This is a genomic window from Halobacteriovorax sp. GB3 (assembly GCF_028649655.1).
GTDB lineage: Bacteria > Bdellovibrionota > Bacteriovoracia > Bacteriovoracales > Bacteriovoracaceae > BSW11-IV.
Map to the genome: position 1 here is coordinate 105,533 of NZ_JAQSLN010000003.1, position 25,641 is coordinate 131,173.

Annotated in this window: 33 protein-coding genes and 1 tRNA gene; 18 read left to right on the forward strand and 16 right to left on the reverse strand. The window is 37.0% G+C overall.

Annotated features, from left to right (window positions below):
• The first annotated feature begins 32 nt into the window (after positions 1-32).
• Complete coding sequence (locus tag HBN50_RS06670; protein ID WP_273868806.1) at positions 33-491, forward strand: GNAT family N-acetyltransferase; 459 nt, start codon at positions 33-35, stop codon at positions 489-491.
• Here the strand turns inward: HBN50_RS06670 and HBN50_RS06675 are convergent.
• A complete protein-coding gene (locus tag HBN50_RS06675) occupies positions 381-1,496 on the reverse strand; it encodes an extracellular catalytic domain type 2 short-chain-length polyhydroxyalkanoate depolymerase (RefSeq protein WP_273868807.1) in 1,116 nt (371 codons plus the stop codon). The genes HBN50_RS06670 and HBN50_RS06675 overlap by 111 nt on opposite strands.
• 177 nt (positions 1,497-1,673) lie before the next feature.
• On the opposite strand from HBN50_RS06675, the gene HBN50_RS06680 reads away from it, so the two are divergent.
• Both HBN50_RS06680 and HBN50_RS06685 read left to right on the forward strand, forming a co-directional pair.
• Positions 1,674-2,492 (forward strand): C1 family peptidase, encoded by an 819-nt coding sequence (locus HBN50_RS06680; RefSeq protein WP_273868808.1) that lies wholly within the window; start codon positions 1,674-1,676, stop codon positions 2,490-2,492.
• Positions 2,489-3,352: a hypothetical protein gene (locus HBN50_RS06685; protein WP_273868809.1), complete on the forward strand. Its 864-nt coding sequence runs from the start codon at positions 2,489-2,491 to the stop codon at positions 3,350-3,352. Before HBN50_RS06680 ends, HBN50_RS06685 begins: the two co-directional genes overlap by 4 nt.
• Here HBN50_RS06685 and HBN50_RS06690 read toward each other — a convergent pair.
• The 3 genes from HBN50_RS06690 to HBN50_RS06700 form a co-directional block, all read right to left on the reverse strand.
• Positions 3,242-3,733 carry a hypothetical protein gene (locus tag HBN50_RS06690; RefSeq protein ID WP_273868810.1) on the reverse strand — a complete coding sequence of 164 codons (492 nt, stop codon included), beginning with the start codon at positions 3,731-3,733 and terminating at the stop codon, positions 3,242-3,244. The genes HBN50_RS06685 and HBN50_RS06690 overlap by 111 nt on opposite strands.
• 15 nt (positions 3,734-3,748) lie before the next feature.
• Positions 3,749-5,764, reverse strand: a complete 2,016-nt coding sequence (locus HBN50_RS06695) for a TonB-dependent receptor plug domain-containing protein (protein ID WP_273868812.1) — start codon at positions 5,762-5,764, stop codon at positions 3,749-3,751.
• Between the two features lie 85 nt (positions 5,765-5,849).
• Positions 5,850-6,146 carry a hypothetical protein gene (locus tag HBN50_RS06700; protein ID WP_273868813.1) on the reverse strand — a complete coding sequence of 99 codons (297 nt, stop codon included), beginning with the start codon at positions 6,144-6,146 and terminating at the stop codon, positions 5,850-5,852.
• A 131-nt stretch (positions 6,147-6,277) separates the two neighbouring features.
• On the opposite strand from HBN50_RS06700, the gene HBN50_RS06705 reads away from it, so the two are divergent.
• On the forward strand, positions 6,278-7,036 hold the full coding sequence (locus tag HBN50_RS06705; protein ID WP_273868814.1) for a hypothetical protein: 759 nt from the start codon (positions 6,278-6,280) through the stop codon (positions 7,034-7,036).
• Between the two features lie 37 nt (positions 7,037-7,073).
• Here HBN50_RS06705 and hpf read toward each other — a convergent pair whose 3' ends face one another.
• A complete protein-coding gene (gene hpf, locus HBN50_RS06710; protein ID WP_273868816.1) occupies positions 7,074-7,391 on the reverse strand; it encodes a ribosome hibernation-promoting factor, HPF/YfiA family in 318 nt (105 codons plus the stop codon).
• A gap of 204 nt (positions 7,392-7,595) precedes the next feature.
• Here hpf and HBN50_RS06715 point away from each other — a divergent pair, with 204 nt between their 5' ends.
• From HBN50_RS06715 to HBN50_RS06735, 5 genes are all read left to right on the forward strand, one after another.
• A complete protein-coding gene (locus HBN50_RS06715; protein WP_273868817.1) occupies positions 7,596-8,369 on the forward strand; it encodes an ABC transporter substrate-binding protein in 774 nt (257 codons plus the stop codon).
• 14 nt (positions 8,370-8,383) lie between these two features.
• Entirely contained in the window at positions 8,384-9,061 is a 678-nt protein-coding gene (locus HBN50_RS06720; RefSeq protein WP_273868819.1) for an amino acid ABC transporter permease, read from the forward strand.
• Between the two features lie 36 nt (positions 9,062-9,097).
• Positions 9,098-9,853 carry an amino acid ABC transporter ATP-binding protein gene (locus HBN50_RS06725; RefSeq protein WP_443135168.1) on the forward strand — a complete coding sequence of 252 codons (756 nt, stop codon included), beginning with the start codon at positions 9,098-9,100 and terminating at the stop codon, positions 9,851-9,853.
• A gap of 107 nt (positions 9,854-9,960) precedes the next feature.
• A complete protein-coding gene (locus HBN50_RS06730; RefSeq protein ID WP_273868821.1) occupies positions 9,961-10,827 on the forward strand; it encodes a trypsin-like serine peptidase in 867 nt (288 codons plus the stop codon).
• 66 nt (positions 10,828-10,893) lie between these two features.
• A complete protein-coding gene (locus HBN50_RS06735) occupies positions 10,894-11,400 on the forward strand; it encodes a hypothetical protein (protein WP_273868822.1) in 507 nt (168 codons plus the stop codon).
• Between the two features lie 6 nt (positions 11,401-11,406).
• Here HBN50_RS06735 and HBN50_RS06740 read toward each other — a convergent pair whose 3' ends face one another.
• Both HBN50_RS06740 and HBN50_RS06745 read right to left on the reverse strand, forming a co-directional pair.
• Positions 11,407-11,940 carry a hypothetical protein gene (locus HBN50_RS06740; protein ID WP_273868823.1) on the reverse strand — a complete coding sequence of 178 codons (534 nt, stop codon included), beginning with the start codon at positions 11,938-11,940 and terminating at the stop codon, positions 11,407-11,409.
• A 40-nt stretch (positions 11,941-11,980) separates the two neighbouring features.
• Entirely contained in the window at positions 11,981-12,469 is a 489-nt protein-coding gene (locus tag HBN50_RS06745; RefSeq protein WP_273868824.1) for a GreA/GreB family elongation factor, read from the reverse strand.
• A 188-nt stretch (positions 12,470-12,657) separates the two neighbouring features.
• Here HBN50_RS06745 and bfr point away from each other — a divergent pair, with 188 nt between their 5' ends.
• Positions 12,658-13,125 carry a bacterioferritin gene (bfr, locus tag HBN50_RS06750; protein ID WP_273868825.1) on the forward strand — a complete coding sequence of 156 codons (468 nt, stop codon included), beginning with the start codon at positions 12,658-12,660 and terminating at the stop codon, positions 13,123-13,125.
• A 29-nt stretch (positions 13,126-13,154) separates the two neighbouring features.
• On the opposite strand, the gene HBN50_RS06755 is transcribed toward bfr, so the two are convergent.
• Both HBN50_RS06755 and HBN50_RS06760 read right to left on the reverse strand, forming a co-directional pair.
• Positions 13,155-14,675, reverse strand: a complete 1,521-nt coding sequence (locus HBN50_RS06755) for an HD domain-containing phosphohydrolase (protein WP_273868826.1) — start codon at positions 14,673-14,675, stop codon at positions 13,155-13,157.
• Positions 14,676-14,701: 26 nt separating this feature from the next.
• The gene (locus HBN50_RS06760; RefSeq protein WP_273868827.1) at positions 14,702-15,049 is read right to left on the reverse strand and encodes a Crp/Fnr family transcriptional regulator; all 348 of its coding nucleotides are present in this window, start codon (positions 15,047-15,049) and stop codon (positions 14,702-14,704) included.
• Positions 15,050-15,106: 57 nt separating this feature from the next.
• Here HBN50_RS06760 and HBN50_RS06765 point away from each other — a divergent pair, with 57 nt between their 5' ends.
• Complete coding sequence (locus HBN50_RS06765) at positions 15,107-15,616, forward strand: YtfJ family protein (protein WP_273868828.1); 510 nt, start codon at positions 15,107-15,109, stop codon at positions 15,614-15,616.
• On the opposite strand, the gene HBN50_RS06770 is transcribed toward HBN50_RS06765, so the two are convergent.
• A complete protein-coding gene (locus tag HBN50_RS06770) occupies positions 15,611-16,168 on the reverse strand; it encodes a hypothetical protein (protein ID WP_273868829.1) in 558 nt (185 codons plus the stop codon). The genes HBN50_RS06765 and HBN50_RS06770 overlap by 6 nt on opposite strands.
• Positions 16,169-16,930 carry a penicillin-insensitive murein endopeptidase gene (locus tag HBN50_RS06775; protein ID WP_273868830.1) on the reverse strand — a complete coding sequence of 254 codons (762 nt, stop codon included), beginning with the start codon at positions 16,928-16,930 and terminating at the stop codon, positions 16,169-16,171.
• A gap of 162 nt (positions 16,931-17,092) precedes the next feature.
• On the opposite strand from HBN50_RS06775, the gene HBN50_RS06780 reads away from it, so the two are divergent.
• The 4 genes from HBN50_RS06780 to HBN50_RS06795 all read left to right on the forward strand — a co-directional run bounded on the left by HBN50_RS06780 (position 17,093) and on the right by HBN50_RS06795 (position 19,449).
• Positions 17,093-17,169: transfer RNA gene (locus HBN50_RS06780), tRNA-Pro, on the forward strand.
• A gap of 237 nt (positions 17,170-17,406) precedes the next feature.
• Positions 17,407-18,390 (forward strand): hypothetical protein, encoded by a 984-nt coding sequence (locus tag HBN50_RS06785; RefSeq protein ID WP_273868832.1) that lies wholly within the window; start codon positions 17,407-17,409, stop codon positions 18,388-18,390.
• A 101-nt stretch (positions 18,391-18,491) separates the two neighbouring features.
• Positions 18,492-19,052, forward strand: a complete 561-nt coding sequence (locus HBN50_RS06790) for a hypothetical protein (protein WP_273868833.1) — start codon at positions 18,492-18,494, stop codon at positions 19,050-19,052.
• A gap of 10 nt (positions 19,053-19,062) precedes the next feature.
• Complete coding sequence (locus tag HBN50_RS06795; protein ID WP_273868834.1) at positions 19,063-19,449, forward strand: VOC family protein; 387 nt, start codon at positions 19,063-19,065, stop codon at positions 19,447-19,449.
• 3 nt (positions 19,450-19,452) lie between these two features.
• Here HBN50_RS06795 and HBN50_RS06800 read toward each other — a convergent pair whose 3' ends face one another.
• The 4 genes from HBN50_RS06800 to HBN50_RS06815 form a co-directional block, all read right to left on the reverse strand.
• Positions 19,453-20,208 carry an N-acetylmuramoyl-L-alanine amidase family protein gene (locus HBN50_RS06800; protein WP_273868835.1) on the reverse strand — a complete coding sequence of 252 codons (756 nt, stop codon included), beginning with the start codon at positions 20,206-20,208 and terminating at the stop codon, positions 19,453-19,455.
• Positions 20,209-20,264: 56 nt separating this feature from the next.
• Entirely contained in the window at positions 20,265-21,038 is a 774-nt protein-coding gene (locus HBN50_RS06805; RefSeq protein WP_273868836.1) for an SH3 domain-containing protein, read from the reverse strand.
• A gap of 73 nt (positions 21,039-21,111) precedes the next feature.
• Positions 21,112-22,122: a succinylglutamate desuccinylase gene (gene astE / locus HBN50_RS06810; RefSeq protein WP_273868837.1), complete on the reverse strand. Its 1,011-nt coding sequence runs from the start codon at positions 22,120-22,122 to the stop codon at positions 21,112-21,114.
• Between the two features lie 37 nt (positions 22,123-22,159).
• On the reverse strand, positions 22,160-22,687 hold the full coding sequence (locus HBN50_RS06815; protein ID WP_273868838.1) for an HNH endonuclease: 528 nt from the start codon (positions 22,685-22,687) through the stop codon (positions 22,160-22,162).
• Positions 22,688-22,878: 191 nt separating this feature from the next.
• Here HBN50_RS06815 and HBN50_RS06820 point away from each other — a divergent pair, with 191 nt between their 5' ends.
• The 3 genes from HBN50_RS06820 to HBN50_RS06830 all read left to right on the forward strand — a co-directional run bounded on the left by HBN50_RS06820 (position 22,879) and on the right by HBN50_RS06830 (position 24,722).
• On the forward strand, positions 22,879-23,421 hold the full coding sequence (locus HBN50_RS06820) for a hypothetical protein (RefSeq protein ID WP_273868839.1): 543 nt from the start codon (positions 22,879-22,881) through the stop codon (positions 23,419-23,421).
• A gap of 137 nt (positions 23,422-23,558) precedes the next feature.
• Positions 23,559-24,299: an AIR carboxylase family protein gene (locus HBN50_RS06825; RefSeq protein WP_273868840.1), complete on the forward strand. Its 741-nt coding sequence runs from the start codon at positions 23,559-23,561 to the stop codon at positions 24,297-24,299.
• 6 nt (positions 24,300-24,305) lie between these two features.
• The gene (locus HBN50_RS06830; RefSeq protein WP_273868842.1) at positions 24,306-24,722 is read left to right on the forward strand and encodes a single-stranded DNA-binding protein; all 417 of its coding nucleotides are present in this window, start codon (positions 24,306-24,308) and stop codon (positions 24,720-24,722) included.
• Here HBN50_RS06830 and HBN50_RS06835 read toward each other — a convergent pair.
• Complete coding sequence (locus HBN50_RS06835; RefSeq protein WP_273868844.1) at positions 24,697-25,629, reverse strand: class I SAM-dependent methyltransferase; 933 nt, start codon at positions 25,627-25,629, stop codon at positions 24,697-24,699. The genes HBN50_RS06830 and HBN50_RS06835 overlap by 26 nt on opposite strands.
• Positions 25,630-25,641 lie beyond the last annotated feature (12 nt).

The window sequence follows — 25,641 nt, forward strand, 5'->3', positions numbered from 1 at the left end:
AACAACTTCTTGCTTTCTCCCACAAATTTTCTATGAAATTCAAAATCGCGACTAATAAAGACTTAAAAAACTTAAAAGAGATTTATCGCTTAAGTGCTCTTCATATTGGGCGAAAGCTTTATGATGAAAAGCAAGTTCATATGTGGTCAAGCTTTAGTGAAAAAGATGATTTCGAAGAATTTGTCCTAAAGGGTCGTGTAGAAATAGCGTTTCTAAAAACAAGGCCTGCAGGTTTTTTAGGTCTTCATGATGATGGTTACTTATCTAGCCTCTATGTTCACCCCGATTTTGAGGGGAATAAGGTTGCAAGTCATCTTTTAAAAAGGGCGATTACTTATGCAAGAGATTTAAACCTTAAAGAGATTTCTTGTGATGCTAGTTTACTGAGTGAACCTGTTTTTTCTCACTTTGGATTTAAAGTTGTTAAGCGTGAAATCGTCGAGCGCGATGGGGTGTTCTTTGATCGCGCTCAAATGAAATTGCTTCTCTAGATCATTCGATTTACTCATATAGTAATCGACCATCTTCTTTATAATATTCATCTGATTTCCTTTTTTGTGATAGTAATCAGAACTAGAGTGGCCCCACCAATCCCAACAACCGTAGGGGTTCATGCTCGGCAAGTATGATTTTCTTGCCTGAGGAAAGAGAACGACGAGATCGAGCTTTTTAGAAGCTTCGATAATACCTGTTTCTTTAATAAATTGTTCTTGGATGTGATCAAGCGTTTGAGCACAGCCGTGAAAGGCAATGTGAAAGTCGCATCTTTTTTCATAGCAAGATTTTGGTATATAAAGATATCCTTTTTCTTGCATAAGAATAGAGTCAATTCTCTCTGTAAAAAAGTTTGATTGATCTATTTCAATGAGATTACCACCATTGTATATAGAAGAGATTTCTTTATTGGGGTAGAGAAATCGATAAGACTCCAATGCTCCATCATAATCGCAATCACTAATAAAAGGTCCCTGTTTAGGAGTTTCGCAAGGATTTCCATAATTAAGTGTTGGCCAGGCATGACCTGCAAGAGTGGAATCTTTGTAAAAGAGGTCACCCTCTTTTATACCTAGAAGAAGGTAGAGTTTTTTTACTTGATAAACTACGCTTGAATCAACCACATTGTCATTGAGACCACTAAATAGAAAAACGCGATCATTTTTTATGTTATCTAAATGATCAACGAGCTCTTCTTTTTCAAGATCTTTTAACTTTGAATGAGATTCAAGGGCAAGAGTGTGACTATCTTCTCCCTTCATACATGTATCTAGAGCCCGATTTATGCTATTTCTTGCACAATAGAAGGGACCTCCAGCAAAGAGAGCGGCACCTATAACATCTTCATTATAAGTTAAGTGAAATTGGTGGGCGAAGAAAGCGCCTGAGGAAATTCCCGAAACTGTCAGCTTGTTATTGACTTGAAGATACGTTGCAAAACTTGGTGTGGTTATCTTAATTATGAAGATGATCATTGTCGTAGCGAAGAAAATCGTTTTCAAAATAGGCTCCTTTGATTCTATGTTAGTGTTTCTAAAGACTTTTTGACTAGGTTCTTTCTGTTAGGATTTGGTTAGTAGAAACCCGATAAGGCATATCTTATTTACATATTTGTTCACAATAAGTGTGAAAACGATCTCTTTTTCGATAAGTTAGAGCAAACTTAAGAAAGGGAATCTATGAAATTATTTGTATTAACACTCCTTCTGTCATTTGGCACAAGCGCCGAAATGATCTCAATTAGAAAATATCAAAGTCCTGTAAAAAGCCAAAAAGATAGAAATACATGTGCCTATTTTGCGGTAACTGCAATGCTTGAAGGTTCAATCAAAAAGAAGTTTGATTTAGAAGTTGATATCTCTGAACAATTTCAAATTTACTATGGGAAAGAGCACTTTGGAGAGTATTCCAACTCTGAACATGGTTACACGTACGAAATCGCGCTCAATTTTAGAAAGCAGTACTTCTTTGTCGAAGAGAGTGAGCTTCCTTATCAGATGAGTTTCTTTGAAAACGGTGGGCCTTGTTCTAGCTATGATCCTCTCGATGAGAGTGCGCCAAGCACATGCTTTTCTCAAGGTCCAGTCGATGTCGACTCTCTAAAGACTGTCAGAATGTCTGGTCTTGAAGTAAAGATGGTGACAAATTTATGGAGCTCATGGAAGTCAAAAACAGATCTCTATGAAGATGAGATTCGTGATGGAAATGGAGTTGTTGCAACTGTGATGGTTTATCCCCCGCTTTGGGATGAACAAAATGTTTCCCTACCTGATGAAACTTTTGAAAAGTGCGAGTCAGGGGAGCTTGCTTGTTATGGCCATGCGATCCACTTCACTGGGTATGATAAAGAAAAGAGAATTTTTCAATTCAAAAATAGCTGGTCAAAGAACTGGGGTGATGAGGGCTACGGCTATATGTCTTATGACTACGTTTTAAAGCATGCTGTAGATCCAATTTCCTTTCGTTGGGATAGAATCCTTTCAGATATTGGCAAATGAAAGCACTTTCAGTATTTCTTTTTTTCTTCTCGTTAACGGTTAAGGCCGAAATAAAAAAGAGCGACTTTAATTTGCTTAAAGTCGCTATTCATTCTGCTTTTGAAGATTTAAAAGAAAATGATCGTCATCATCTTGTAATAAATAAATTAATCGCACCTGGGTATGAAGACTATTGGTGGAATTTAAATGAGGTTCACGCTTCTTACTCTGGTTATGAAAGAGAAGGAGAGTTCTTTCATCATATCTTCTTATTTGGTGGGTTTATACGATTAGAGGGGATGAGCCTTGATGCCCTCGCTTTAACGGCCTGTCATGAGCTTGGACATGGTATAGGGGGGTATCCTTATAAATTATCTGGAAGTTCAACCGAAGGTCAAAGTGATTACTTTGCAAGTTCAAAGTGTCTTAAAGTTGTTTTCAATTATCTTTCTGAGGGACAAACTCATTTGGATCGAATCGAGCGTCTCGATGAGATGGACCCAAAAATTGTTGAAAGATGTAGAGTTGATTCAAAGGATTTTATTTTCTGTGTGCGCGCGATGAGTGCGCTTGCCGATGATATGAATTTTTTTAAATATCAAGGCGAAGAAGTTAGCTTCATTAATCCCTCTTTAGAGATTGCTAAAAAACTAAATCTTGAAAATACGTTTTATCCAAGTGCTCAATGTCGTTTTGACACATCTATTGCAGGGATCTTTGGTGCGAAAAGACCCAGATGTTGGTTTCCACCTGGGCCATTAGAAAATAAATTAATCTCTTTTGTAGATGTAAGTCACTTTACTGTCAGACTTAACACAAGAGAATCCAGAGTTAGGACTTTGAATTGTAAGCATGCGCCCATCAACTTTGTAAGTAAATAGTCCCTGCGCTTCTGTTCCAAGCTTTCTCTTTTCAATATATCTTGTCATAAGAGCGATATTACACTTTCCTGACTCGTAATCAAGGTAACCTTCATACTGGTTTTCACCTTTATAAGAGAACTTTCCTGAGTTGTACTGAGTGCAGTTAAATAGACCCGCTGGGTTCCACTCAAGGGCCTTAACAACGGCCTTCATTCTCATTGTTCCATCTTGAATATCAAGCCCAATATAGTAATTCATGTACTTGCTTCTTTTATCGATGTTATAAATCGTTTCATTTGATTTTGTACAAATGATTTTTTGAAGTTGGTAATTTCCAGTTGGAATATTTGCATAAGTTAGTGTTGGTAAAATAAGCAGAGAGAGTAGAGCTTTTTTCATCTTGTCCTTCCTTTATTAGATTTTAAAAATATATCCGATTTTCATTTTGTAATTCATTTGAGCTTCCATAATGTGGGAGCCGTATTTTCTATATTTTCTATTTGTAAGATTATCAATTCCGCTTGTGATTGTTAAACCTTTAAGTGTTCCCTTGAGGAAATCTTTTTTCGCATAAATATTGTGAACAAAGTAGCTTGGTGATTCTTGCTCTCTTTGTAAAACATCCCTGTTTTGACGATCTTGCTTTAGTGCGAGCTGTCCGAGATAGCCCAAGGTGAGTCCCCAATTGTCGATGAAGGCCTGTGTGTTAAATGTGTACTGATCAGCAGGCATTGTTTCAATGAGAAGCGCTTGGTTAACATTGATTCCACGGTAACGGGCATATGTCATATTGATATCAAAGTAGTCATTGGCATAACCTAGAGTTAATTCTCTACCTTTTAATTTTACATTTTCAATATTAACAAATTGAGTTGTACCTGTTTCAGGATAATCAAAAACAAATTTCTCTTCACTTTGCGTAGTGATATAATTGTCAACATATGACCAGTATTGCGAGTATTGAAGCTTTAGACGGTCATAGGAAGAAAAGAGGTTTGTCTCAATTTTTCCCTGTATTTCATACTTTTTTGATCTCTCTGTTTCAAGATCAAGATTTGGAATGAAGTAGTTATTAGCAAACATTATGTTGTCTGACTTTCTATGAAGTCCATCGGCAAAGACATCTTGAAGGCGAGGATTGTTTGTCCCTTCTCCGTAGCTTAATTTTATAAAGGCCTTATTGTAAGCATCAAATTCAACATAACTACTGTAATTGATTTCACTAATATCTTTTTGCTCAAAGTCTTGATTAGCAGAGACCATTTTATAGTCAATTGTTCGAGCAGATAGGCCAAGTGTTAAGAATTCAGCTGGCCTTGCATCCGCCTTAGCATAGAAGTTCAGCTCACGAGCTTTCCCATCCGCATAACTTGGTAGTGCCTGGTTTGCTTTACTTCCTTCAAGTTGATATTGAAGAACAGTTGCTCCCGTTTTTAAAGTATAGAGACCTTCGTAATTATAGATCAGGTTTGTCGAAAGAGACTTTGTTTGAATAACACGTTGTTCTTCTTCACTATCACTCTGTCTGATTTTATTAATACGATTTTTTTGATCGTAAGCAAAAGTTTTAATTGAGAGATTATCAAAAATAGCATTGTGTTCGATTTTATAACTCAATCTCTGTTGCTTTGTATTTCCTTGAAGATCATAAAGGTCTTTAGGAGGATTTAGGCTTGGATTGAGGGGAACAGTGTCTGTTCTTTGAAAGCGCTGAACTTGAAAAGTTAGTTTTTGATCTTCGATAAAATCGGGAAGATTTGCTTTAAAGAGAAAGTTTTCATCTTCATAACTCGAGTTTGTGAGAGTTTCTTTATTAGCAAGAACTGTATCGTCGGCCTTTCTCTTGGTTGCACTCAAATAAATATCGTAATCTTCTTCTCTGGCCATAACCTTTGCATTGGTCATCTTCTCTTTGTTGGCCCCTTGAACAGAGACTTGCATTTCTCCAGCAGCTTTATCTTTTTTAGAAAGATAATGAGTCGCATCTTTTGTTTCAAAGCTAGCACCACCTCCAATACTACTTCCAACTTCCGCTTGGGAGTCTGAATAAATGGTAACTCTTGCGATATCTTCCATTTCAAGGGCAAGCATAGAACTATGATCTGTTTGCATCCTTTGGGCCATGCCATCAACATAGAGAAAGAGCTTTCCGGCCTTAAGACCTCTAATCGATAAGGCCTCTCCACTTGAGCGAGGACCACCAAGAGTGGTTGAACTCACTGAGAGCTTTAAGAGATCATCGAGTGATTGTGATTGCAATAAATCAATGGCCTGTTGGTCGAAAGATTCATTGGATGAGACATCTGATTCGCTAGTGGCCGCGAGAGTTGTCTTCTTCGCGCTCACGTTAATCGTGCCCAGTGTTGTCTGAGCAAAACTAGGAACTTGGCCTATGATAAGGCTAAATAGAAAAACTTTTTGAAATTTCATGCTTATAAATAAGCACAGCTTCTCAAAAAAATGTCACAATTTTGTAGATGATGACAATTCTTCATACTATGTAAGAATATTTTATTTAATCTAAGTAGATTGTGTCATTTTGCTTATCGTGTACAAGAACCCTTAGGAATTGGTCATATTGCTGGTAAGTGCATGATCCATTGTTCCTTTCACTGATAAGGTGAGATTCAATTGTCGAGCTTGAAAGGGCACAAAGAGCGTGGGGAGAATTTTCACCAACTTCAACTTCATAGAGACACTCATTTCCTGTATCCATAACAGAGAGTACTGTTGCACTAACTTGTGCTTGATCTGTTAAGCAAAGAGCGTAGACATTCGTTGCAGTTAAAAGAGCAAAGAGAACGATTTTCATTGAGCTTCCTAAGTTCGTTTTGTTGGTGCGCTCTTGTTATCAACCCTTGCGTGGTTTGTAAAATATTCAGACCTCTTTGCTTTGTGTCATAATTTTAGACACAAAAAATAGAGGGATGCTAAGACTTGGGAATGAAATCAATTATTTTATCTTTATTTTTTGCCACTAGTTTGAATTCATTTGCGGGTCTGTTTAGTTCTCGATCCCTTTGTCGCGATCTTAGTATTGGAGAGAGTTTCAAAGTAAAGAATGAGCGTGAAACTGGGGTTGCTGGTAATTATATTTTGAAGCGTCTTACTGAAGATCGCTACGAAGTTTTCGTTAATTTCGATTTTACTTTTAATAAAGGAAGTCAAAACTCATCGGCCTATAATTCTTATTCAAAAGTGCGCGAGAGAATTAACTTTTGTTATAAGAAATATAAGAAGGCCCTTCGAGATGAGCAAGGAAGAGAGATTAAATTAAGTCTATGGCATAAAGGGTTAGATGGAATCAAAAAACCTAAGGCCGAAAAAGTTAAACTCATTGATCCTAATATTCGATCCTCTTCAGATAAGTGGAGTCTTGATTTAAATTGTTTTACTGTCGTGCATGAGACATTGCATCAGCTAGGCTTAGTTGATGAGTATGAAGAAATCATAATGGAGAACTCAAAGGGTGAGAAAATTTATGATTGCCGTGCAATTGGTAGAACAGATTCTCTCATGGGAGGGATAATTAAAGATACTTCTAGTCCTGCGCTATTTCCGATTCACTTAAATTCCATTATCTACCCAGGATGTAAGAAAAAGAATCGTCTTTATTATTCTTGCTCCAAGAATGCTTATCGAACAGGTAGTTGTAAAGATATGGATAGTCGTTGTTATGATAGTTCTTGGGTTTTAAATTAAAAGTGGGGCCATCTGTGGCCCCAAGTGTATGGATTGGTCATGTATTGGCAACCATATCTAGTGGCCTATAATTGTGTTGTTTACCTTTTTTCTTCTTAATCTGTGTTTCAACTTTTTTAATTACATCATCAATTGTCTTTAGAAGGTTGTCTGAAATGGCATGGGCCCTAATAATTGGTCCTTTGTGACCAGAGATATGGACCTCGCTAAAGTGGTTGTCCTTTTCAACATCGAGAAGCCATTGAACTTTGACATTCTTCCCAAGAAGGCGTTCAATCTTTTTAGATTTCTTTTGGATGATATCCTCTAAAACTCCGTGATTAAGTTTCTTCTTAAATGTCATTTGTAATTGCATTCATTACTCCTTTGCTTTGGTAAAATTATCTTCTCTTGGAACTTTGTTAAGTTCAAGCGGGTGTTTGCAAAGTTATTGCAAAGTTTTTGCTAATTACTAGGATGTTAAGTGTACGTTTTTACGTTGTCTTGAGGATTTCTTAAGTAGGGGGCTGAACCAATGTCAAGTATCATAATAACTATCTAATTTCTTAGGAGTAACAATATGAAAATGCTTGTTTTGTGGGGGGCGATCTTGGCCTTCTTTTTTCAGTCGAGCGCGTTTGCTAGAACTTTTGAAGACTTTAAAAAAAGTGGTGTTTTAAAAGTTGCTGTGGACTCAACTTATCCACCGATGGAGTTTGAAAATGCTAAGGGGAAAGTTATTGGTTTTGATATCGACTTCGCCAATATGTTAGCAAAAAAACTTGGTGTGAAAGCGGAGTTTGTTGTGATGCCTTGGGACGGTATCTTAGCTGGTCTTGCAGGTAAGAGATACGATGTCATCATTTCGAGTATGAACGTAACAAAGCAGCGTCAGCGTGTCGTGAACTTTGTTGAATATGTGAAGATGGGACAAGTTTTTATTTCTAAAAAGTCGGGACCTCAAGTGAAAACAATCAATGATCTCAATGGTCTTGTTGTTGCTGTTCAAAGAGATACAACGTCGAGTGAAGCTGTTGAAAAATTTCAAAAAGAAGTCAACATTAAAGCTGTTAAAACTTTTGTTGCTGCAACAGATACTTTCTCTGCTTTAAAAAGTAATCAGGCCCAGGTCATCGTTATTGACGAACCTGTCGGTTCTTACTACGCGGCCCTTGATAAGAAGACTTTCGATGTTACTGGACAGGCCATTTCGCCGGAGCCAGTTGGTATTGCCATTAGAAAAGGTGATCAAGAACTTTTTGTTGAAATTGATAAAGCGGTGAAGAAGATGAAAAAAGATGGATCTTTTAATCGTATTTATAAGAAGTGGTTCAATAGACTTCCACATAATTAAACGAGAACAATATTATGGATGATCCTCTCAGTTTTCTTGAGTTTTCAACTCAAATCGTTATTCCTAGGCTTGCCCTTGGAATGGGAATTACATTAAAGTTAACTATCGTAAGTGCATTTTTTGGAATGTGTATCGGGCTCTTTCTGTGCCTGTGCAGAATTTCAAATTCAAAAGCACTTAAGGCCTTAACTGTTTTATACGTTACAATTTTTAGAGGAACGCCTCTTCTTTTACAAATTCTCTTCATCTACTTTGCTCTTCCACAGGTTTTAGATATCACTCTCGATTCTTTTCCTGCAGGTGTTTTGGGGCTCAGTCTCAATTGTGGGGCCTATTTTGCGGAGATTTTTAGATCGGCGATTGAATCAATTCCAAAAGGTCAGTTAGAGGCAGCAAGGGCCCTTGGGCTCAGTTATTGGCAGGGGATGCGAAGAATTATTATCCCTCAAACTTATAAGAGATTAATTCCTCCGGTAGTTAATGAGCTTGCCGCTCTTTCAAAAGATACATCCCTTGTTTCTGTTATCGCACTTGGAGAGCTCCTCTACATGACTCAAAGACTTGGTGCTAAGTATCTTCGTCCATGGGAAGTTTATTTTTGGGCGGCCATAGGTTATCTCATGATTGTTTTGGCCTTGACGATCGTCTCGACTTATACAGAAAGACGCCTAGCTAGAAGAGGAGAGATTTAAATGACATCTACAAAAGATCAGTCTGCAGATAGACCCATTATTGAAATAAAAAATCTTTCAAAGAGTTTTGATGAAAACCATGTCTTAAAAAATATTAGTATGGATATTGCTAAGGGGGAGGTTGTCGTTGTCATTGGTCCAAGTGGATCGGGAAAATCAACTCTTCTTCGTTGTGTAAACCATCTTGAAGTACCAACAGGCGGTCTCGTTTATTACAGGGGAGAGTCCATTGGTGTTAAAGAAGAGTCCGGTAAAATTGTAAAGCGCAAAGAAAGTGTTCTCAATAAACAACGCTCTCACATTGGTATGGTTTTTCAATCATTCAACCTCTTTGGTCATTTAAGTGTCTTAGAAAATATCATTGAGGCCCCTATTCAACTTGGAAGAATGAAAAAAAGTGCGGCCATAGAAAAGGCCATTATTCTTTTGGAAAAGGTAGGCTTAAAAGATAAAAAAGATGCTTATCCATCTAGTTTATCTGGTGGTCAAAAGCAACGTGTGGCCATCGCTAGAGCTCTTGCTATGGAGCCGGATGTGATGCTTTTTGATGAACCAACGAGTGCACTAGATCCTGAACTTGTTGGTGAAGTTTTAGAAGTTATGAAAGATCTCGCCAATGAAGGGATGACAATGATGGTTGTAACGCACGAGATGGGTTTTGCTAAAGAAGTTGGCTCGCGTGTTGTCTTCATGGATGAAGGGAAAATCGTCGAGCAAGATAGTCCTGAAAAAATATTTAGCTCACCTGCCCACGAGCGAACGAAGTCTTTTCTATCAAAGATTATTCACTAATAGATTTAGTGATTTAAGTAGCTTAGCTTTAAATATAACGACTCTAAAATTGACAATGAGCACCTGTGTCCGTAAAAGACACAGGTATCTTTTTCAAGGAAAAAATCATGCGCTCATTGCCAACAATCCTTATTTTCTCTGTGATTTCTCTCTGTTCATTTTCATCTGATAAAATTCTCTATGGAGAGGATGATCGTGTTGAAGCTGACAGCTTTTATGCTTACGAATACTGGTCACAAAAAGATGCCGTCGCTGGAATGGTTGAAAAAGATCGTTTATGGGAGTTCAAAGGATATTTGAATTTTGAATATATCAGTCTTGAGACTTTAGGTGTTCAGGGAAGTGCAAGCTTTTTGAAGCAGCCTCTTCTTCCAACATGTAGTGGTTTTTTAATTTCTGACGAACTACTTGTTACGGCCTCTCACTGTATAAAAGATAAAAAAGATTGTGATAGTCATTATTGGTTTTTTGATTATTCATTGGATAAGGCAAAAGATTTTCGTTTTAAAAAAGAAGATGCTTATTCATGTAAAGAAATCGTTAAAACGAAGTTTCTTCCTGAAGAGGGAATCGATTTTACTGTGATTCGACTTGATAAAAAAGTTCTCGATCGTGAACCCTTAAAGTTTAGAAGTTCTGGTAAAATTTCTAATGATCAGGAACTTGTTATGATCGGACATCCTCTTGGTCTACCTAAGAAAGTGACAAAGAATGGTTATGTTTGGCATAACGACTCGACTCATTTCTTTTCTGCTAATCTCGATGCTTATTCTGGTAATTCTGGATCTCCAGTTCTAAATGCTCAAACAAAAGAAGTAGAAGGAATTCTTGTTCGTGGAAGTCAAGATTTTGAAGATCAGGATGATGGCACAATGACAGTAAATATTTGTGTCGAAGGTGATCGTCGTGAAGAGTGCCTTTATGGTGAGGACATTACGAGAATTACCTCTTTAGGCCTCGAAAAATTATTATAAGTGAAATTCTTTCTTGTCCTTTCTCTTTTTAAAGCATGCCTTTAAAATTAGAGAAAGGACAATATTATGATTAAAATAATTTCTAAAATTACAATCTTCTCATTTCTATTTATTTCTTTAAATACTTTAGCTTGCTTAGAATCGGCAACGATTGACTCTAGTGATAGAGATGTCCTAGAACGTCTGGTTGAAGTTAAGACTACATTTGGACTTGGGAATTGTTCTCGATTTAAGTTCTCCAATCGTTTTTTAAATTGTCACGGTCGATCAGGTTTTAAATATGCTCGCCTCTCTTTTAATGCTGAAGGAGATAAGAGTGATCTTATGATTTATCAAAGGGCCAAGAAAAGGGCCTCTTGGACTTTTGAGCAGACTTCGCAATATAAGAGTAATGACGTTGAAACTTTTTATGATCAAAAAAAAGATGAAGTTGTTTGGCGCTATGAAAGTGGTGGAGATCGAGTCGTTGTAGAAAATCATCTCGGATTAGAAGGTGATAGAATCATCTACTTTTACGCTCTATCAATAAATAGTGAAACAGGTGAAATTGAAAGAAAGATCGCTTGTGAATAATGGGGGCTAGGCGCCCTCAAATCTTATAAAATAGCTTCTTGGTAATTCTAGTGTCTCTAGCTTTTTAATCTTCTCATCAATATCTTCCATCGTTATTGCAATAAGAGTCTCCTTATTATGTCCGATGACAAAGACTTCATAACGTTTGGAATCTTTTTCGATATGGTGCTCACCGAATTTTCTAAAGTTTTCTCTCGTCGATCCAAGATCAGTGAAACCTTCTTCATTCAAAGGACTTCTAAAGCGATAGGCACAAACGAGATTGGCCGACAGGATAATTGATTCTTGAGTTGAGAGACCCTTTACGCGGGACTTATTTTTAAAATAATCAATAGTGTAACTAAGGAGAAAGCTATCTTTTTCTGTAAGATTGTAGAGCTTCTTATCGTGCTCCTCAAGTCTATCAAAACGGTTCAAAACAACAGGTGAAACAAAGGCAAGACCGCTAGGGTGGAGGATCTTTACTGTTTCTTGCTCAGAACGAGAAATGTCCCAGCACCACTGAGTACTTGGAAAGTGTGATGAGGCAGGGTTAGACATGAGGACTCCTTAAAATTTGAATTTAATTTTTATATCAGAATTAGTAGATCTCAACAATCTCAAATTCTAAATCTCCCTGAGGGGATTCAATCTCAACATTATCTCCTTTTTCAAGGCGAAGAAGCTCTTGGGCCATGGGCGAGCCAAGTGCTAGACAGTGAACTCTAAGTCCTTCAAAATCAATGGTCATTCCGCTTAGAGCGGGAGTGATGAAATAGTGAGTTTTTTTATTGTTTTCGTCTTTTAAAACGACAAAGGCACCAAGATTAATCTCGCTTTGTTCATCAAATTCTCTTGGATGAAAACTCTTGATAAGGTTGTAGTCTTGAGTGAGTTCTTCAACTCTTCTAGCCTGGGCCCCTGCGAGATAACTGGCCTCAATTCTTCTCGTATCGTATTTCCCCTCTTGTTGCATATCATCTGCTGTGACAAGATCGTGCGTACTTTTTGCGGCCTCTTTCGCCTTATTCAGGTCATGTTCAAGAGTGCTTTCAAGAGATAATTTAAGTTCTATTTTATCTATTTTCATATGAGTTAGCTTTTTTAACAGAAGTTTTAACGGCCGAACATTATTATAGTCATTCGATAAGTTTTTGGCGATTTTTAACTCTTTATTTTTAAAGAACTTTATCAAATTGTAGAATTTATGCAGACGTTGTTCAATTTCAATTTCTTCGCTACAATATGAGAAATACTTAAAATAATAAGGATTCTCATATGAAAACAAATCAAAAAGTTGTTGATTCTCTCAATAAACTTCTGGCCTGTGAATTGACGGCGATTGACGTTTATTTCATTCATTCAAGACTCTATGAGGATTGGGGACTCAATAAACTTTATGAGCGCATTGATCATGAAAAAGACGATGAAGGACTCCACGCAGATAAGTTGATCAGAAGAATTCTCTTTCTTGAAGGGAAGCCAAATATTAAAACGAGACTAGATTATGAAGTTGGTGACAATGTTCGTGATCTTCTCCAGTTTGAACTGGATCTTGAATATAAGAATATGGATCTTTTAAAAGAGTCGATCCGTGTTTGTGAAAGTGAATGTGACTTTGCATCCCGTGATATTCTTCTTGAACTTTTAAAAGACACAGAAGAAGACCATATTAAATGGATGGAGATTCAATTAGAGCTTATCGATAAAATCGGAATTGAGCGCTATCAACAGTCAATGATGTAAATAACAAGGCCCTCACGAGAGGGCCTTTTTTATAGTTCTAATGTTTTCATTTTTCTTAAAATCTTCGTAAAGTTACTTCCTATATACTTCTCTTTTGCTTCTTTTAAATAACCTTTCATTGTCCAATCTTCATGATTAATAATATAAACGACTAGGTCATGAGCAATAATAAAAAGAGAGGCCAAGGGCAAAATTCTCTGGTGACCAAGTTGATTAGGAAAACCATCTTTCTCTGGAAGCTCGTGATGTTGATAGATAATTTTATCGGCATCAACAGGGGCCTCTTCTAATTCTTCGATGATTTTTCTTATGTCCTCAGGGTGTTTAATGAAAAGTCTCTTTTCTTCGTCACTAAGTGTTCCTTCGATTTCTTTATACTCTGCTAGAGTTTGAATTTTTGCTAGATGGGGATGCTCTACAAGGGTAATATCGTGCATATAAGAGACAAAAATGAGTTTTTCCAAAGTTGATTCGTGTGACCAGTCCATAAGGTGAGCAAGGGAGCAAGTAACTCTTGTCAGTAGGTTTACATGGTTTTTGACATAGTCATTTGGATCGCGATTGAGTTGCATTTTCTCAAGGAGTTTCTTTAAAGACGGCTTCTTCGCCATAATCTTCACGGCCTTTACTGTCTTTTTTTGAATCTCTTTTTTGAATTCCTCATCAAGAGCAAATGTTCCATCGATTCGCTGCTCAATTTTTTTGATCTTTTCATTTTCTTGATTTTGTTCTACCGGTTCTTCTACAGGGTCATCTGCGTGAACCTTAATTGGTCCAAGTTCATCAGATTCTTCCCCGAGGGCCTGCATACGCTCTTTTTTAATTTCAGCAAGCATGTCGGCAAGTCCACCAGAACTCTCTTGCTCAGCTTGCACTTCTTCTTGTTCCTCTTTAGGAAGGGGCTTCATTTTTATTTTCTTACCGGATTCAATGGATTCAATCGTGCTTCGAAGATTTGTTGTGAATTGTTTTAAAATCCATTGGGCCGTTCTCTTTTTTAAATAGAGAGTCTGTACGCCCTTTTTTTGAAACCTTAAAACATCTTCTTCAGTAATTTTGTCATATTGTTGAAAGAGTTTTAAATAGCGTCCAGAAGGAAGCTGGATATAGACATCTGTTTTAGCTCCTTCAAAAGCTGTTAGTAACTTGAAGCTAATAGGGCAGTATTCTTGAGGCTTAATATGGGGGTTTTCCATAAAGAGTTCACTGATATAATTATTAATGGCCTCAATTGGCTTTTCCTTATCGATATAAATGGCCTTAGGCGCCTCTAGCTCCTCATAAAAAGTTTTATTGGCCACAACAAAGAAAGGGACTTCTTTTTTACTTGAAGAGTAATCGTCGTAGAGCTCTTTTATAGCACCAAGACTCATCGATCCCTCGGTAATATAGGCAAAGAAGTCCTGCGAAGCCTCTGTAAAAGTTTTCAAGTCTCCTATACTTTGAAAACCTTTCACTTCAAATGAGAACTCACTCTCTAAGTTAAAAGTGATAACATCACTTAAACCATTTGGTTTTGAGAGAAGAAGAATTTTTGTTCTTTTAAACATCTGCAATCTGCTACCGTTGAAATCTATTATACTTTAGCTCGTTCACTTGCTTTGCGTAATCGGTCACAAAGGGTGAGGGCCAACTTCTTAAACCAATCTTGCTGATTATCTATAACTTCATTAAAATGCGCTCTTCTAATAACGATTAATTTACAGTCACTTTGGGCAAGAACTGATGCTGATCTTGGTTCGCCATCTAAAAAAGATATCTCTCCAACTAATTGTTTTGGAAAGATCTTGGAAACTTCGCGCTCTTGTTCGCCCATTCCTTTTAGAACACTTAGTTGCCCTTCAACTAGAAGGTACATCTCCTGGCTTTCTTCTCCTTCAAGAAGGAGGAATTCGCCTTTTTTTAAAGTTATTGTTTCGCTCATAGATATTATATTATACGATATAATTTATTTTAATGAAAAAAAAGTGGGAGAATCTTCATGAAATTTATCACAAAAATCAAATACTTAACTGCTCTAGTCGGTTTCATAGGTAGTGCCTTCGCTCTAGGCCCTGTAACTCTTGAAAAAGAGCTGGGTGGCAAACTTGATGGGACGGCCTGGTCCTCAGATTCTCTTAGGAATAAAGTTCATGTTTTATTTTACGTTGACCCTGATGAAAAAGAACTCAATGAGCACGTAGGGGAGCGCCTGAAAAAAGAAAATTTTGATAGAAAGAATTATGCTTCTATTGCTGTCATAAATATGGATGCAACTTGGTTACCTAATTTCGCTCTTGAAAGTGCACTTAAAAAGAAGCAAGAAAAGTATCCTGATACACTTTATGTTAAAGACTTGAAAAAAGTATTGGTGTCTAAATGGGAATTAAAAGATGATTCTTCAAATGTTCTTCTATTTGATAAATCTGGAAAATTAATTTTTAAGATTGAAGGAAAGGCCAGTAATGACCAATTAGAGTCTCTTGTTAAAATGATTAAAGAAAATCTATAAGTAAAATTGGGCCCCAAGGATTGGGGTCCTTTTTATTTTCTTTTTATCACTCGACCACATAAGTCCAATCATCTCGCCATCATCATTTGTATAAACTTTAATTTTCCCTATTCCAATCGCATTAATTGAATTTTCTCTTGTATCAAAATCATGGAGTGTCTTTGAACAATCGAAAATTTCTAACTCATAACAATGATGATCAACTTTCTTCGCCTCTTTTGTTACAAGGGCCATATGACCGGTATCGCCACATTTAGGAATAAGCCTTTTTCTCCAACAGATGACATCTCCAACATTCAGTTGAGTTACTTTACTTTTTTTTTGGATTAGAAGTTTATGAATTGATTCTTGTGATTCTATCTGATCAAAATATTGAAAGGCCTTAAGACTAATAAATTGTTGGTCGACGATTTCTTTAAAAAGAAGATTAAATAGACCTGAGCAATCACATGTGATGAGCTCTTTACTTAGAGATGCCTGCCTCGAAAAAACGCTTTTTAAAGAAAGAAATTCTTTAGCTTTTAATAATAGGGATTGATTTAAGGGGTCCATTTATCTTCGATCGCGACGTCTTGTTTGGTGATCGCGCGGTTTTTGGATTGGTTTAGGAGGTCCATTAATGGCCTCACGGCATGCCGTCCCCTTAACTGGTTGTGCTTGGTCTTTACAACGAGTATCCTTACTTGGGCAAAACATTCTTATGTGAAAGTGAGTCTTGTGATGTTTTGCAGGCCTTAGACGACGAAGGACTTCTTCGACAACTTCTTTTGTGTCATTTTGATAGAGTTCTTCTTTATTCTGGCAGAATGCTTTTTTTACGGCCCAATCAACAAAAATACGATTGACTGTTTTTGTTTGCACAAGAAACTTAAAAGCTTCCCAGTTGTTGTTCATATGAAAATTCTGAGTCACGTTGTTTTTGTAAACGAAATTATGTTTCCATGAAGAGCTTTCTGGGCTTTGTTTGTTAAAATCTACTTGATAGTAGACAACATCTACATCGAGTCCATTTTGGTGGCTCTTGTGCCCAGCGACCTTTCCTCCACCATCTTTTGAAAGGTCCCCTAACTGGAGAGTTTCAATTTGAGAGTCTAGTGCTCTCATGTGTGTATTGAGTTCAATCAGTAGATCCGCCATTTCTTGTGTGGTATAAAAGCGTTTTCTCATGATGAAGAGTTTATCAATTTCTTGTGTCTCATTTTGAATGTGAATACCATCAATTAGTGATCCACTTGAATAAAAACCTATTGCTTCTGAAGCGAAAGTTTTTTGTAAAATCAAAAAAAGAACGAGAAGGAGGATTAAATTTTTCATGGGAGCCAAGCTAACGGTTTGGTCTTAAAGTGGCCATGGCTTTTTAGGCCTTAGGGATAGAATTTTCGTCACCTTTTAATGTGAGGCGCGTCAAATACCTGTTTTAACTCCTGGGGTCTTTTCTTTTTATTTTTTTTGGAGATAATTAATCATCTCTAGTGTCGGACCGTAGCGCAGCTTGGTAGCGCGCTACCTTGGGGTGGTAGAGGTCGCCTGTTCGAATCAGGTCGGTCCGACCATTTATATATATTTGCAAGACTTTGCTTCTTCACAAATGGTCATAAAAACCCACGCGCTAACGCTTCAGAGTTTTAAAAATTAGAGTTATGACCTCCCGATTTCATTAGTTTTGCTATTTTGTAAAAAAAAATAATGATTTGTTGATGTAAATACTATTCATTTTTTTAAATTTATTTGAAGTCCTATCCACTCTGTTGGTACCTATAAAACTTAACGTAGTGATAGGAGTTCTAAGTATGTTTAAGTTATTTTTGCTCTCTCTGTTAGTGATTTCATTTTCTTCTAATGCCAGTGTTCCATTTGAAATTCAAGAATATGAATCACCATATCCTGGCTATCTTTATGGTCCAAAAAAAGAAGGGGATTATCCTGCAATCATCTTTTTACATGGTTCTGATGGCGGAAATGGAGATTACTATAAAAGTGAAGGTTTCAATGAGTCAAATGTGGGTGAGAATTCAGTTGCCCCACAAATTGCGAGATACTATGCAAGTCAAGGTTTTGTGACATATGCCCTTTGTTATTTTGATTGTAAGAAAAACCATAAAGGATTCGAAAATTATCCACCGGATAATTTTAACAATATTGATATTTATGAACATGTCTATAAACCATTGAAGTGGTTAAAAAATTCAAAGTTTGTAAATGGATCTAAGGTGATATTGTGGGGAGGCTCTAAGGGAGCTGAATTATCTATTCTTTTGGCATCGCATTTGTCCAAGTTAAACAAAGAAGACAATCAAGCCTATGTTGTTCCCGATGCCGTAATGAGCTTGTCGCCTAGTGATCGTATTGGACTTGCTTCTTTAAAGGAAGATGATGGCACATTGAAGACACTATATGGAGAACCTTCTTATAGATTCAAGGAGTCAGTTTTTAAAGCATGGACACCAATTGATATAGAGTATTATCAAGGTCCTCTTATGATTAACTATATGACACAAGATCCTTTATGGGGATATCTAATTCAACCAGTAGTTCTCTATTATAAGTATCTAAGTATCGATATTACCCCACTGTACTTTCAAATAGAAGAGGATCTCAAATTTGATGATGTTTATGAAAGTTATCAAAAAGCTCCAACGGATTTCTTGGGTCAAAATTTTATAAATTTTAATTTTGAAGGGCACGTCTTCGTAGACCAAACAAAATATGAAGAAGCACAGAAAATACAAAATTTCATTAATGCTGCATTTATTCATCAAGTGATTAAGCAGTAGTTTTAATGTTCAGAGGGGTTGCTAATTAAGCAACTCCTTTTTTTAATGTCTTTTTCTATAAAAGGTGTATCATTTTCTTATTCTTCTTCCTGTAGGATTGTATGAAAAAGAAAGATTGGTACCTTGTTGAAAATGGCAAATACGTTATTGAGATTAGAACCGATTCCCTCGAGCAGCTCTTTGATAAAAGAGATCCAAACCCATTTAGAAGCCGTGACCTTGATGATGATGCGGCCGAGTATATCTTAAGTTGCGCTAGTGAGATAGGCCCTAAGAAAGTTGGTAAGATTCGCATTCTCACCATGGAAGGGGCCGGGGAGCACAAGATTGATATTATCAGCAAGGGGCTCCATGAATTTTTTCTCTACCGCGAAGATATCACTCTTAAAAAGATTAGGGCCATTATTTATCTTGGTCTAAGAACACTTGTTATTGGACTTTTGGCCTTGAGTATTTCCATTTTTATTTCTTATCACTTTAGTAAAATGATTGATGATGAGTATTTGAAAATTGTTTTAAAAGAGGGACTTTTACTTATTGGCTGGGTTTCTATGTGGAAGCCGATCAATATTTTTCTCTACGAATGGTGGCCTATGGTAGATCAAAGAAATTTGTTTCAGATGCTCTCATCAGTTAAAATAGAGATCGTTGAATTAAAATAGGAGGGAAGCTTTGAGTTTAGATGCAATTGGGATTATTAGTGATGATATGGATAAGTCTATCGAATTCTACCAATGCTTTGGATTGGACTTCGAGTTATTTGGTGAAAATGAACATGCAGAAGCACTTCTTCCTAGTGGTGTACGTCTAATGATCGATTCAAAAGAACTTATGAAAAAGCTTTATCCAGCTAAAGAGATTAAGCGCGGAAATTCAATGGTTCTTTGCTTTAAGTTTGAAACGAGCTCTGAGTTAGATGAGCGATTTCAATTTTTAAGTGAGAAAAAGTATTCGGTATTAAAAAGTCCTGAGGATATGTTTTGGGGGCAGCGATATGCCAGTGTCGAAGATCCTGATGGAAATCAAATTGATCTTTTTTGTGCACTCAGAGAACAATAGCAATTAGAAAAGAGGAATTTTCTTTTTCTTTTTTCCAAAATAGCGAACGATCCCGCGATAGACGGCCGAGGCGTACTCTTCTTGGAATTGGTCCGAGAGAACTTTTTGGACTTCTTTTTTATTGGAAAGAAATCCCGCTTCAAGAAGAACGCTCGGTCTTTTAGAAAGTGCGAGTACATAAAAAAGGGCCGGCTTAATTCCACGATCAGAAAGTTTGTACTTTGGAACAACACGCTTTGAGATATTTGCATGGATGAAGTAGGCAAGCTTCTTTGATTTTGGAGCAGTTAGTCCAATAACGAGATCTGCGAGAATTTGATTAATAATCAATTCTTCACCTTTGCTGTTTTTGTTTTCTACTTGCTCAATCTTTTTTACCGCAGCATCTTCGTGGTTATTCAGAAAATAGGTCTCAACACCATTTGAGCTTCGAGAGTGAGATGAATTCAAGTGGATACTGACGAAAATATCGGCACCTATTTTATCTGCATATTCTGCTCTTTGCTCTAGTGTGAGAGTTCGATCAATTGTGCGAGTGAGGTAGGCCTTAATGTGATCCGTTTTATTGAGCTTCTTGTGAATTCTTTTCGCGATTTCAAGGGCCACTTCTTTTTCACATAGTACGGATAATTTCTTTTTTTTCCAGATTTTTGCTTTCGCTCCACAGTCTTCTCCTCCATGACCTGGGTCAATGAGAACAACATTCGCATGAATGTTGACAGTGAGAATGAATAGGAGAGTTGCAAAGATCAATTTCATTAAAAATATTCTAGCGTATTCTATGTGAAAAATAAAAGCTTACCTAAAGTAAGCTCTTATTTTAGTTTTTTGATTAATTCGTACCAAAGCCAACCCGTGACTTTTTTATCAGAAATGAGATCGTGGTATTCCACTTTGTGCCAACCACCTTTTTGCTCAATAAACTTAACTGATTGATTCGGTGATAGTGTTTGAATAAGCTCGCCCTTAGGAGATGCTTGATCTCTTAGATTGGCAAATTTTAGCGTAACAAATCTTGTTTCGATAACTTTTGGTGGAACCTTGGCCGGTATCTTTTTAACGATCTCTTTCACGATAACTTCAGGAGTTTTAGGAAAGAGAAAATTTCCCATGAAAGCACCTACAATCAAACTAAGCCCCACTAGAGAGAGGATTTTTTTTATATCAAGATTTAGTCCATCTTTATGTGTGCTCGTTTCGATGATTCTTTCAACTGGCGCTGTCATTGGTGTTACTTCAATCATATTTTCTTTGATTGTTTCACTGATCTGTTGCATCGCACGTTTTTCAAAGTCTTCAAGTTTTTCTAAGCGATCTAGTTTATCGTTGATTGACTCGACGAGAGCTGAGAGTCTCTGATTCTCTTCTCGCTCAGACTTTAAAAGGTTTTGACTCTCTTCCATATCAGCTTCAAGCTGATCATATTCACTGGCAAGACTTCCTTTGTCTTGAAGAACTTCTGTTTCGCTGGCCGCGAGGTTTTGCTTTAGAAGCTTAGAGAGCCCTATTGAGGGCCTTTCGATGGTATTTTTCTTTAAAATATCACCTAAGTTTTTCCCACCAAGAGGTGTTTGTTCGATCTGATCCATAAACGTCCCTGTAAATTTAAATGTATAGACCCTTATAGAATAGAAAAAGTGAGTAAAATCGACAAGTTTTATCTCATCTCTTTTTTACAAGAAGGCCAGCACGTTGTCCGTTGTTCACATCTTCGTTTGGAAAGACAATGCATAGACCTTCTTTTGGACAGAGAAATTCTTGTTCACCTTCTCTGTACAGTGGTTGTCCTTTTTTAAAGCTTGTAAAGTTTGGCGTTTCTTTTGGAAAGATAAATGAGAAACTATCGTCGTGTTTGATAATTTTCATTTCAATATCAAAGAGTGCGAGATCTTTTGGAAGTGGTGGGCCTGAAAATTGAAATTCTCCCGCAGCAAGTGCTCTTAATGTCTCTTTGGCCTTGGTGAATTTTTCCATTGGATTATTTCCAAAGGAGTGAACTTTTCCCAGTTCAACTGTAAAGGCGTGGGCCTTGTATCTTTGTGTTGTATGGTGAGAAAAAGTTGTTGATGCTGACTTTGAGAATAAAATGGCATCGAGTCCAAGTTCTGAGAGAAAAAAGAGCTGCTCTTTGGAGTGCTCTCTATCTTTTAAATAGGGATAGATGGCGAATTTCTCATAGGCCGAAGGCTTTATGGCCGTGTGTAAATCGTAGTGAAGTTTAGAATTAAAATCAAAACTCTTATAGAAATAATCAACAGCTTCCTCTAGTCGCGCCGCACGCTGAGTCTCATAGCAAGGCTCTTTTTTCTTATGGGCACCAACAAAAAGTCTATTAAGGTTATAGTCGATAAAGCGTGTGGCCGTATTCATGGCCTTTGGGTTTCCAAAAATAAAGAGAAAAGGCGATTTAAGAGTGATCTTTCCAGCAAAAACATCGATGAGTATTTCATCTAATATTTCAATGGGAGCTGTCTCGTTACCGTGTATGGCACAGGAGAGAATGATGGCCTCTTCTTTAGTCATTACTTTAGGGGCCACAAGAATGATTCCTGTATCGATGATTTCAAAGTGGTGAAGTTGATCATCACTTTTTTCTGGTGAAAGAAATTGTTCGTTCTGGCGTGTAATATTTAAAAAGGACGCGCCTTCCTTTAGTTGTTCGATGATGTTCATTCTTTTATCTTAGAAGTGTTCAGACAACTTGTTAAGACTATGCGCAGAGAGATTCTTCTTTCTTTTTAAGGCGTAACCAATCAAACCATTCTTTAGGGTCATCATTTTTAAGCTTGAGGCACATGGTGGGATGCCAATCTGGTTCGGAGGGAATTTTTTGAAGCTTTATTCCCATTTCACTTAAGAGTTTGTTGCCCTTTTTATTGTTACATCTTTGACAGCAGGTAACAATATTTTGCCAACTCGTTGGTCCACCTTTGCTTTGGGGGATAACGTGGTCAAAGGTTAACTGCTGATGGGGGAAGGGTTTAAAGCAATATTGGCATGTGTAATTGTCCCGAAGGAAAACATTTTGACGAGAGAATTTTACGGAGCGTGAGGTTTGATGGCGTGAGAAGAGACGTAAGATTTTGGGGCGAGGATAAGATGAGCTCACCGTTTGAATGTGGTGTTCCTCATATTCATCTACAACCTCGGCCCGACCAGTGAAAAGCAAGAGAATCGCTTTTTGCCAACTAACAATCTGAACCGGAAAGTAGGAGTTATCTAAAAGTAAGGTTCGCATTGCAACATCCTCTTAGTTCTTTCCTCTCTGTTATTTTATCATATATTAACGAGGATCAATAAGTTATGTTTGAAAATGTAAGATTTTGCCCAATTCCATCATCTAAATGTAAGAAATTGTTGAAGGATTATCGTTCATCTCCTGCACGAAACTCGATAAAATTAATGAAATATACTTCAAAAGGAGGACCAATGAAGGCCTTGATTCTTATGACCATGCTTATGACAAGCTCATTTGCTCTTGAATTTCGCTCAGGTGATACTTTTACTTATCAACAACTAAGAGGAAGTGTTCGCGTTCAATGTCAGGACCAAAATAGACGCACTCAATTTCATACGGTTCAGTGTTACCAAAATATCTTATCTCCAACAGAGATGGATTATGTTGTTAGTGAACAATTAGATGCAGATGAAATTAAAGTGACAAGTACCTGGGAAAGCGGAAAAGTTGTTAAAAAAGATGTGAAATACGACACGAAAAAGAACCGTTCTAAAAAGAGACTTAATCTTTGGATTAGAACTCTTTTTCAAAGACCCCTGTTAGCTCCAGGAACAAACGAAGTGACATTTGTTGCTTATAAAGATGGCCTTGAAGTTCAATCGAGAACTCAAAGTGTCGAGGTTAGAAATGGTGGTGGAAAGTACTGTCCTTACTACTCGATGTATATTGGAAGCTGTACTCAGCTAAGTTTTGTCTGTTCTGAGTACTTCCAACGCTTTAATTATTGTCAATAATTTATCTTCCCTTGAGTACAGTTCGCTAAGCTCAAGGGAAGTCTACACTGTCAAGAAAGGCCCACCTATTCCAACAATAGTCATTCATTGTTCATGATATAATTTAAAAAATAACCCTCTTTGGATGTGAGGTTTTTATGAACATCTTAGTACTTTTCGAATCAGACCGCGAAGGTTATTGCTTTAAACCTTTGGTCGAATCTCTAAAAGAAACTCATGAAGTTACACTTCATGTTGTCTCTGTCTACAATGATTTAAGAAAAATAGAAAATATGCTCCATAAGCATAATTATGATCTCGTCGTTGCTGGCTCTGGTCTTGCCGCCTCACTTCCTGGTGTCGTTTCAAGTTTGACTAAGGTTCCCGTATTTGGCCTTCCTGTTGAAACCCATTTTGGAGGAATCGATGCCCTGCTTTCCATGTTGCAAATGCCTATGGGAAATCCCGTTTTGACGGCGAAAGTTGGTGGTCATAATGAGATCGTTCAATTTATTTCTCTCATCGATTCAAGTCTTAAAAAAATGGATACGGTTAATCTCATCGTCGATGGTGGAGTCATGGAATATGAGTACATGAACAATGAGATCAACCGCACACGCGTACTTTGTGAGGATAAAGGGCTAGAGCTTCGATCGAGTGGAACAATTGATAAGGATTGCTTTAATATATGTCTTGTCACTGATCCCGATATGATTCATGCTAATGATATGTGCTTGCATGTTCCTGTTCTTGAAAATACAATGCGCGAAAAGCCAACAGAGGCCTTTATGATTTATGAATGGATCGATAAAGGTGGAATTTGGCTGGGTGTAGATAATGCAAGAAATGCAGTGCTATCTTTTTTAAGACTTCGAACTATGGTTGAAAATAAGAGATAATTTTCTATGAATAAAGCGATACTAATAGGTCAGATCACTGATGATGTTCAGTTGCAGTATACAAAAGAGCAAAGGCCTTTTTGTCGCTTATCTCTTGCCACTAAAAGTATAAAGATCAATTCTAAGGGTGAGAAAACTGAGTATGCCACTTGGCATAGAGTCTTGTGTTTTAACGATCTCGCTCTTTCCTGTTACCAAAATATTAAGAAAGGTCAATTGATCTATGTTGAGGGGCCACTAAGATCTAGAGAGTATACAGATCAAAAACAGATTCATCGAAAGATTGTAGAAATCCACGCTCGTCATATCGACTTTTTAGAGGGGGATCAAAAAACTCCTAGTCTTAAAGACATAAGAGCACTTCTTGAGGATGAATCAGCAGATCCAAATGAAGTCATTACGACTGATGATATCCCTTTTTGAATTCATAGCAGACGTGAATTTTTTTATTTCTAAAGTCCTCTGGGATTGTTTTATGTGAGATCTCGCTTGGGGCGTATTTCGCTTCGATTTCACTATCCAATTTAAACCCTCTTTTATTATTAGAAAAATAGAGTGTCCCACCTTCATTTAGAAGGTTCATACAGTGCTCGATAAGAAATACTTGATGATTTTCAACACTGAAGGTTTCTTGCATTTTTTTAGAATTACTAAAAGTAGGAGGATCTAAAAATATATAGTCGTACTTTGATCCTTCATAGTTTTTTAAATACTCTAAGATATCGGCATTTACAAAGTGATGATCATTAAGAGGGATTTCGTTGTGTTCATAATTTCTCTTAGACCAGGCGAGGTAAGTTTTAGAGAGGTCCACATTGGTCGTCTTTGCACCACTATAAGCTGCGCTTAGTCCTATTGAGCTTGTATAGCTAAAAAGGTTTAAGAACTTTTTATTTGTTAAATTCATCGATTGAAAAAGTTGTCTCATAGGTCTGTGATCGAGAAAGATTCCCGTATCAAGATAATCGTGAATATTCACTTCAAGACGAATTGGACCTTCGTTAATAAAGAATGAGTTTTTGGAATCATCAATCTTTGTATGTTGCTCAAGCCCGTGGCGCTTCTTTCTCTCTTTGATGACAATATTCTCTTCCTGAAAATCAAGGCCTAGGGCAGCTTCTTTAGCTAGTTGAAGAAGTTCTTTTTGATTGTCTCTAGAATCACTTTGATCATAAATAACAACATTGTTTGCGTAGATATCGAAAATGAGAGGAAACTCTGGAATATCGCGCTCATATAGACGATAGGCCTCGATTTTATTTTTCTTTGCCCACTTCTTTCTATGTTTGTAGATCTTTATAAGACGATTTTTTAAGATATTCTCAGACACGTTTTCTCCAAT

Bases quoted from the DNA above. Each gene is read 5' to 3' on its own strand.
- HBN50_RS06670 (WP_273868806.1), top strand. From the start codon at position 33: ATGAAATTCAAAATCGCGACTAATAAAGACTTAAAAAACTTAAAAGAG.
- HBN50_RS06680 (WP_273868808.1), top strand. From the start codon at position 1,674: ATGAAATTATTTGTATTAACACTCCTTCTGTCATTTGGCACAAGCGCC.
- HBN50_RS06685 (WP_273868809.1), top strand. From the start codon at position 2,489: ATGAAAGCACTTTCAGTATTTCTTTTTTTCTTCTCGTTAACGGTTAAG.
- HBN50_RS06690 (WP_273868810.1), bottom strand. From the start codon at position 3,733: ATGAAAAAAGCTCTACTCTCTCTGCTTATTTTACCAACACTAACTTAT.
- HBN50_RS06695 (WP_273868812.1), bottom strand. From the start codon at position 5,764: ATGAAATTTCAAAAAGTTTTTCTATTTAGCCTTATCATAGGCCAAGTT.
- HBN50_RS06700 (WP_273868813.1), bottom strand. From the start codon at position 6,146: ATGAAAATCGTTCTCTTTGCTCTTTTAACTGCAACGAATGTCTACGCT.
- HBN50_RS06705 (WP_273868814.1), top strand. From the start codon at position 6,278: ATGAAATCAATTATTTTATCTTTATTTTTTGCCACTAGTTTGAATTCA.
- hpf (WP_273868816.1), bottom strand. From the start codon at position 7,391: ATGCAATTACAAATGACATTTAAGAAGAAACTTAATCACGGAGTTTTA.
- HBN50_RS06715 (WP_273868817.1), top strand. From the start codon at position 7,596: ATGAAAATGCTTGTTTTGTGGGGGGCGATCTTGGCCTTCTTTTTTCAG.
- HBN50_RS06720 (WP_273868819.1), top strand. From the start codon at position 8,384: ATGGATGATCCTCTCAGTTTTCTTGAGTTTTCAACTCAAATCGTTATT.
- HBN50_RS06730 (WP_273868821.1), top strand. From the start codon at position 9,961: ATGCGCTCATTGCCAACAATCCTTATTTTCTCTGTGATTTCTCTCTGT.
- HBN50_RS06735 (WP_273868822.1), top strand. From the start codon at position 10,894: ATGATTAAAATAATTTCTAAAATTACAATCTTCTCATTTCTATTTATT.
- HBN50_RS06740 (WP_273868823.1), bottom strand. From the start codon at position 11,940: ATGTCTAACCCTGCCTCATCACACTTTCCAAGTACTCAGTGGTGCTGG.
- HBN50_RS06745 (WP_273868824.1), bottom strand. From the start codon at position 12,469: ATGAAAATAGATAAAATAGAACTTAAATTATCTCTTGAAAGCACTCTT.
- bfr (WP_273868825.1), top strand. From the start codon at position 12,658: ATGAAAACAAATCAAAAAGTTGTTGATTCTCTCAATAAACTTCTGGCC.
- HBN50_RS06755 (WP_273868826.1), bottom strand. From the start codon at position 14,675: ATGTTTAAAAGAACAAAAATTCTTCTTCTCTCAAAACCAAATGGTTTA.
- HBN50_RS06760 (WP_273868827.1), bottom strand. From the start codon at position 15,049: ATGAGCGAAACAATAACTTTAAAAAAAGGCGAATTCCTCCTTCTTGAA.
- HBN50_RS06765 (WP_273868828.1), top strand. From the start codon at position 15,107: ATGAAATTTATCACAAAAATCAAATACTTAACTGCTCTAGTCGGTTTC.
- HBN50_RS06770 (WP_273868829.1), bottom strand. From the start codon at position 16,168: ATGGACCCCTTAAATCAATCCCTATTATTAAAAGCTAAAGAATTTCTT.
- HBN50_RS06775 (WP_273868830.1), bottom strand. From the start codon at position 16,930: ATGAAAAATTTAATCCTCCTTCTCGTTCTTTTTTTGATTTTACAAAAA.
- HBN50_RS06785 (WP_273868832.1), top strand. From the start codon at position 17,407: ATGTTTAAGTTATTTTTGCTCTCTCTGTTAGTGATTTCATTTTCTTCT.
- HBN50_RS06790 (WP_273868833.1), top strand. From the start codon at position 18,492: ATGAAAAAGAAAGATTGGTACCTTGTTGAAAATGGCAAATACGTTATT.
- HBN50_RS06800 (WP_273868835.1), bottom strand. From the start codon at position 20,208: ATGAAATTGATCTTTGCAACTCTCCTATTCATTCTCACTGTCAACATT.
- HBN50_RS06805 (WP_273868836.1), bottom strand. From the start codon at position 21,038: ATGGATCAGATCGAACAAACACCTCTTGGTGGGAAAAACTTAGGTGAT.
- astE (WP_273868837.1), bottom strand. From the start codon at position 22,122: ATGAACATCATCGAACAACTAAAGGAAGGCGCGTCCTTTTTAAATATT.
- HBN50_RS06815 (WP_273868838.1), bottom strand. From the start codon at position 22,687: ATGCGAACCTTACTTTTAGATAACTCCTACTTTCCGGTTCAGATTGTT.
- HBN50_RS06820 (WP_273868839.1), top strand. From the start codon at position 22,879: ATGAAGGCCTTGATTCTTATGACCATGCTTATGACAAGCTCATTTGCT.
- HBN50_RS06825 (WP_273868840.1), top strand. From the start codon at position 23,559: ATGAACATCTTAGTACTTTTCGAATCAGACCGCGAAGGTTATTGCTTT.
- HBN50_RS06830 (WP_273868842.1), top strand. From the start codon at position 24,306: ATGAATAAAGCGATACTAATAGGTCAGATCACTGATGATGTTCAGTTG.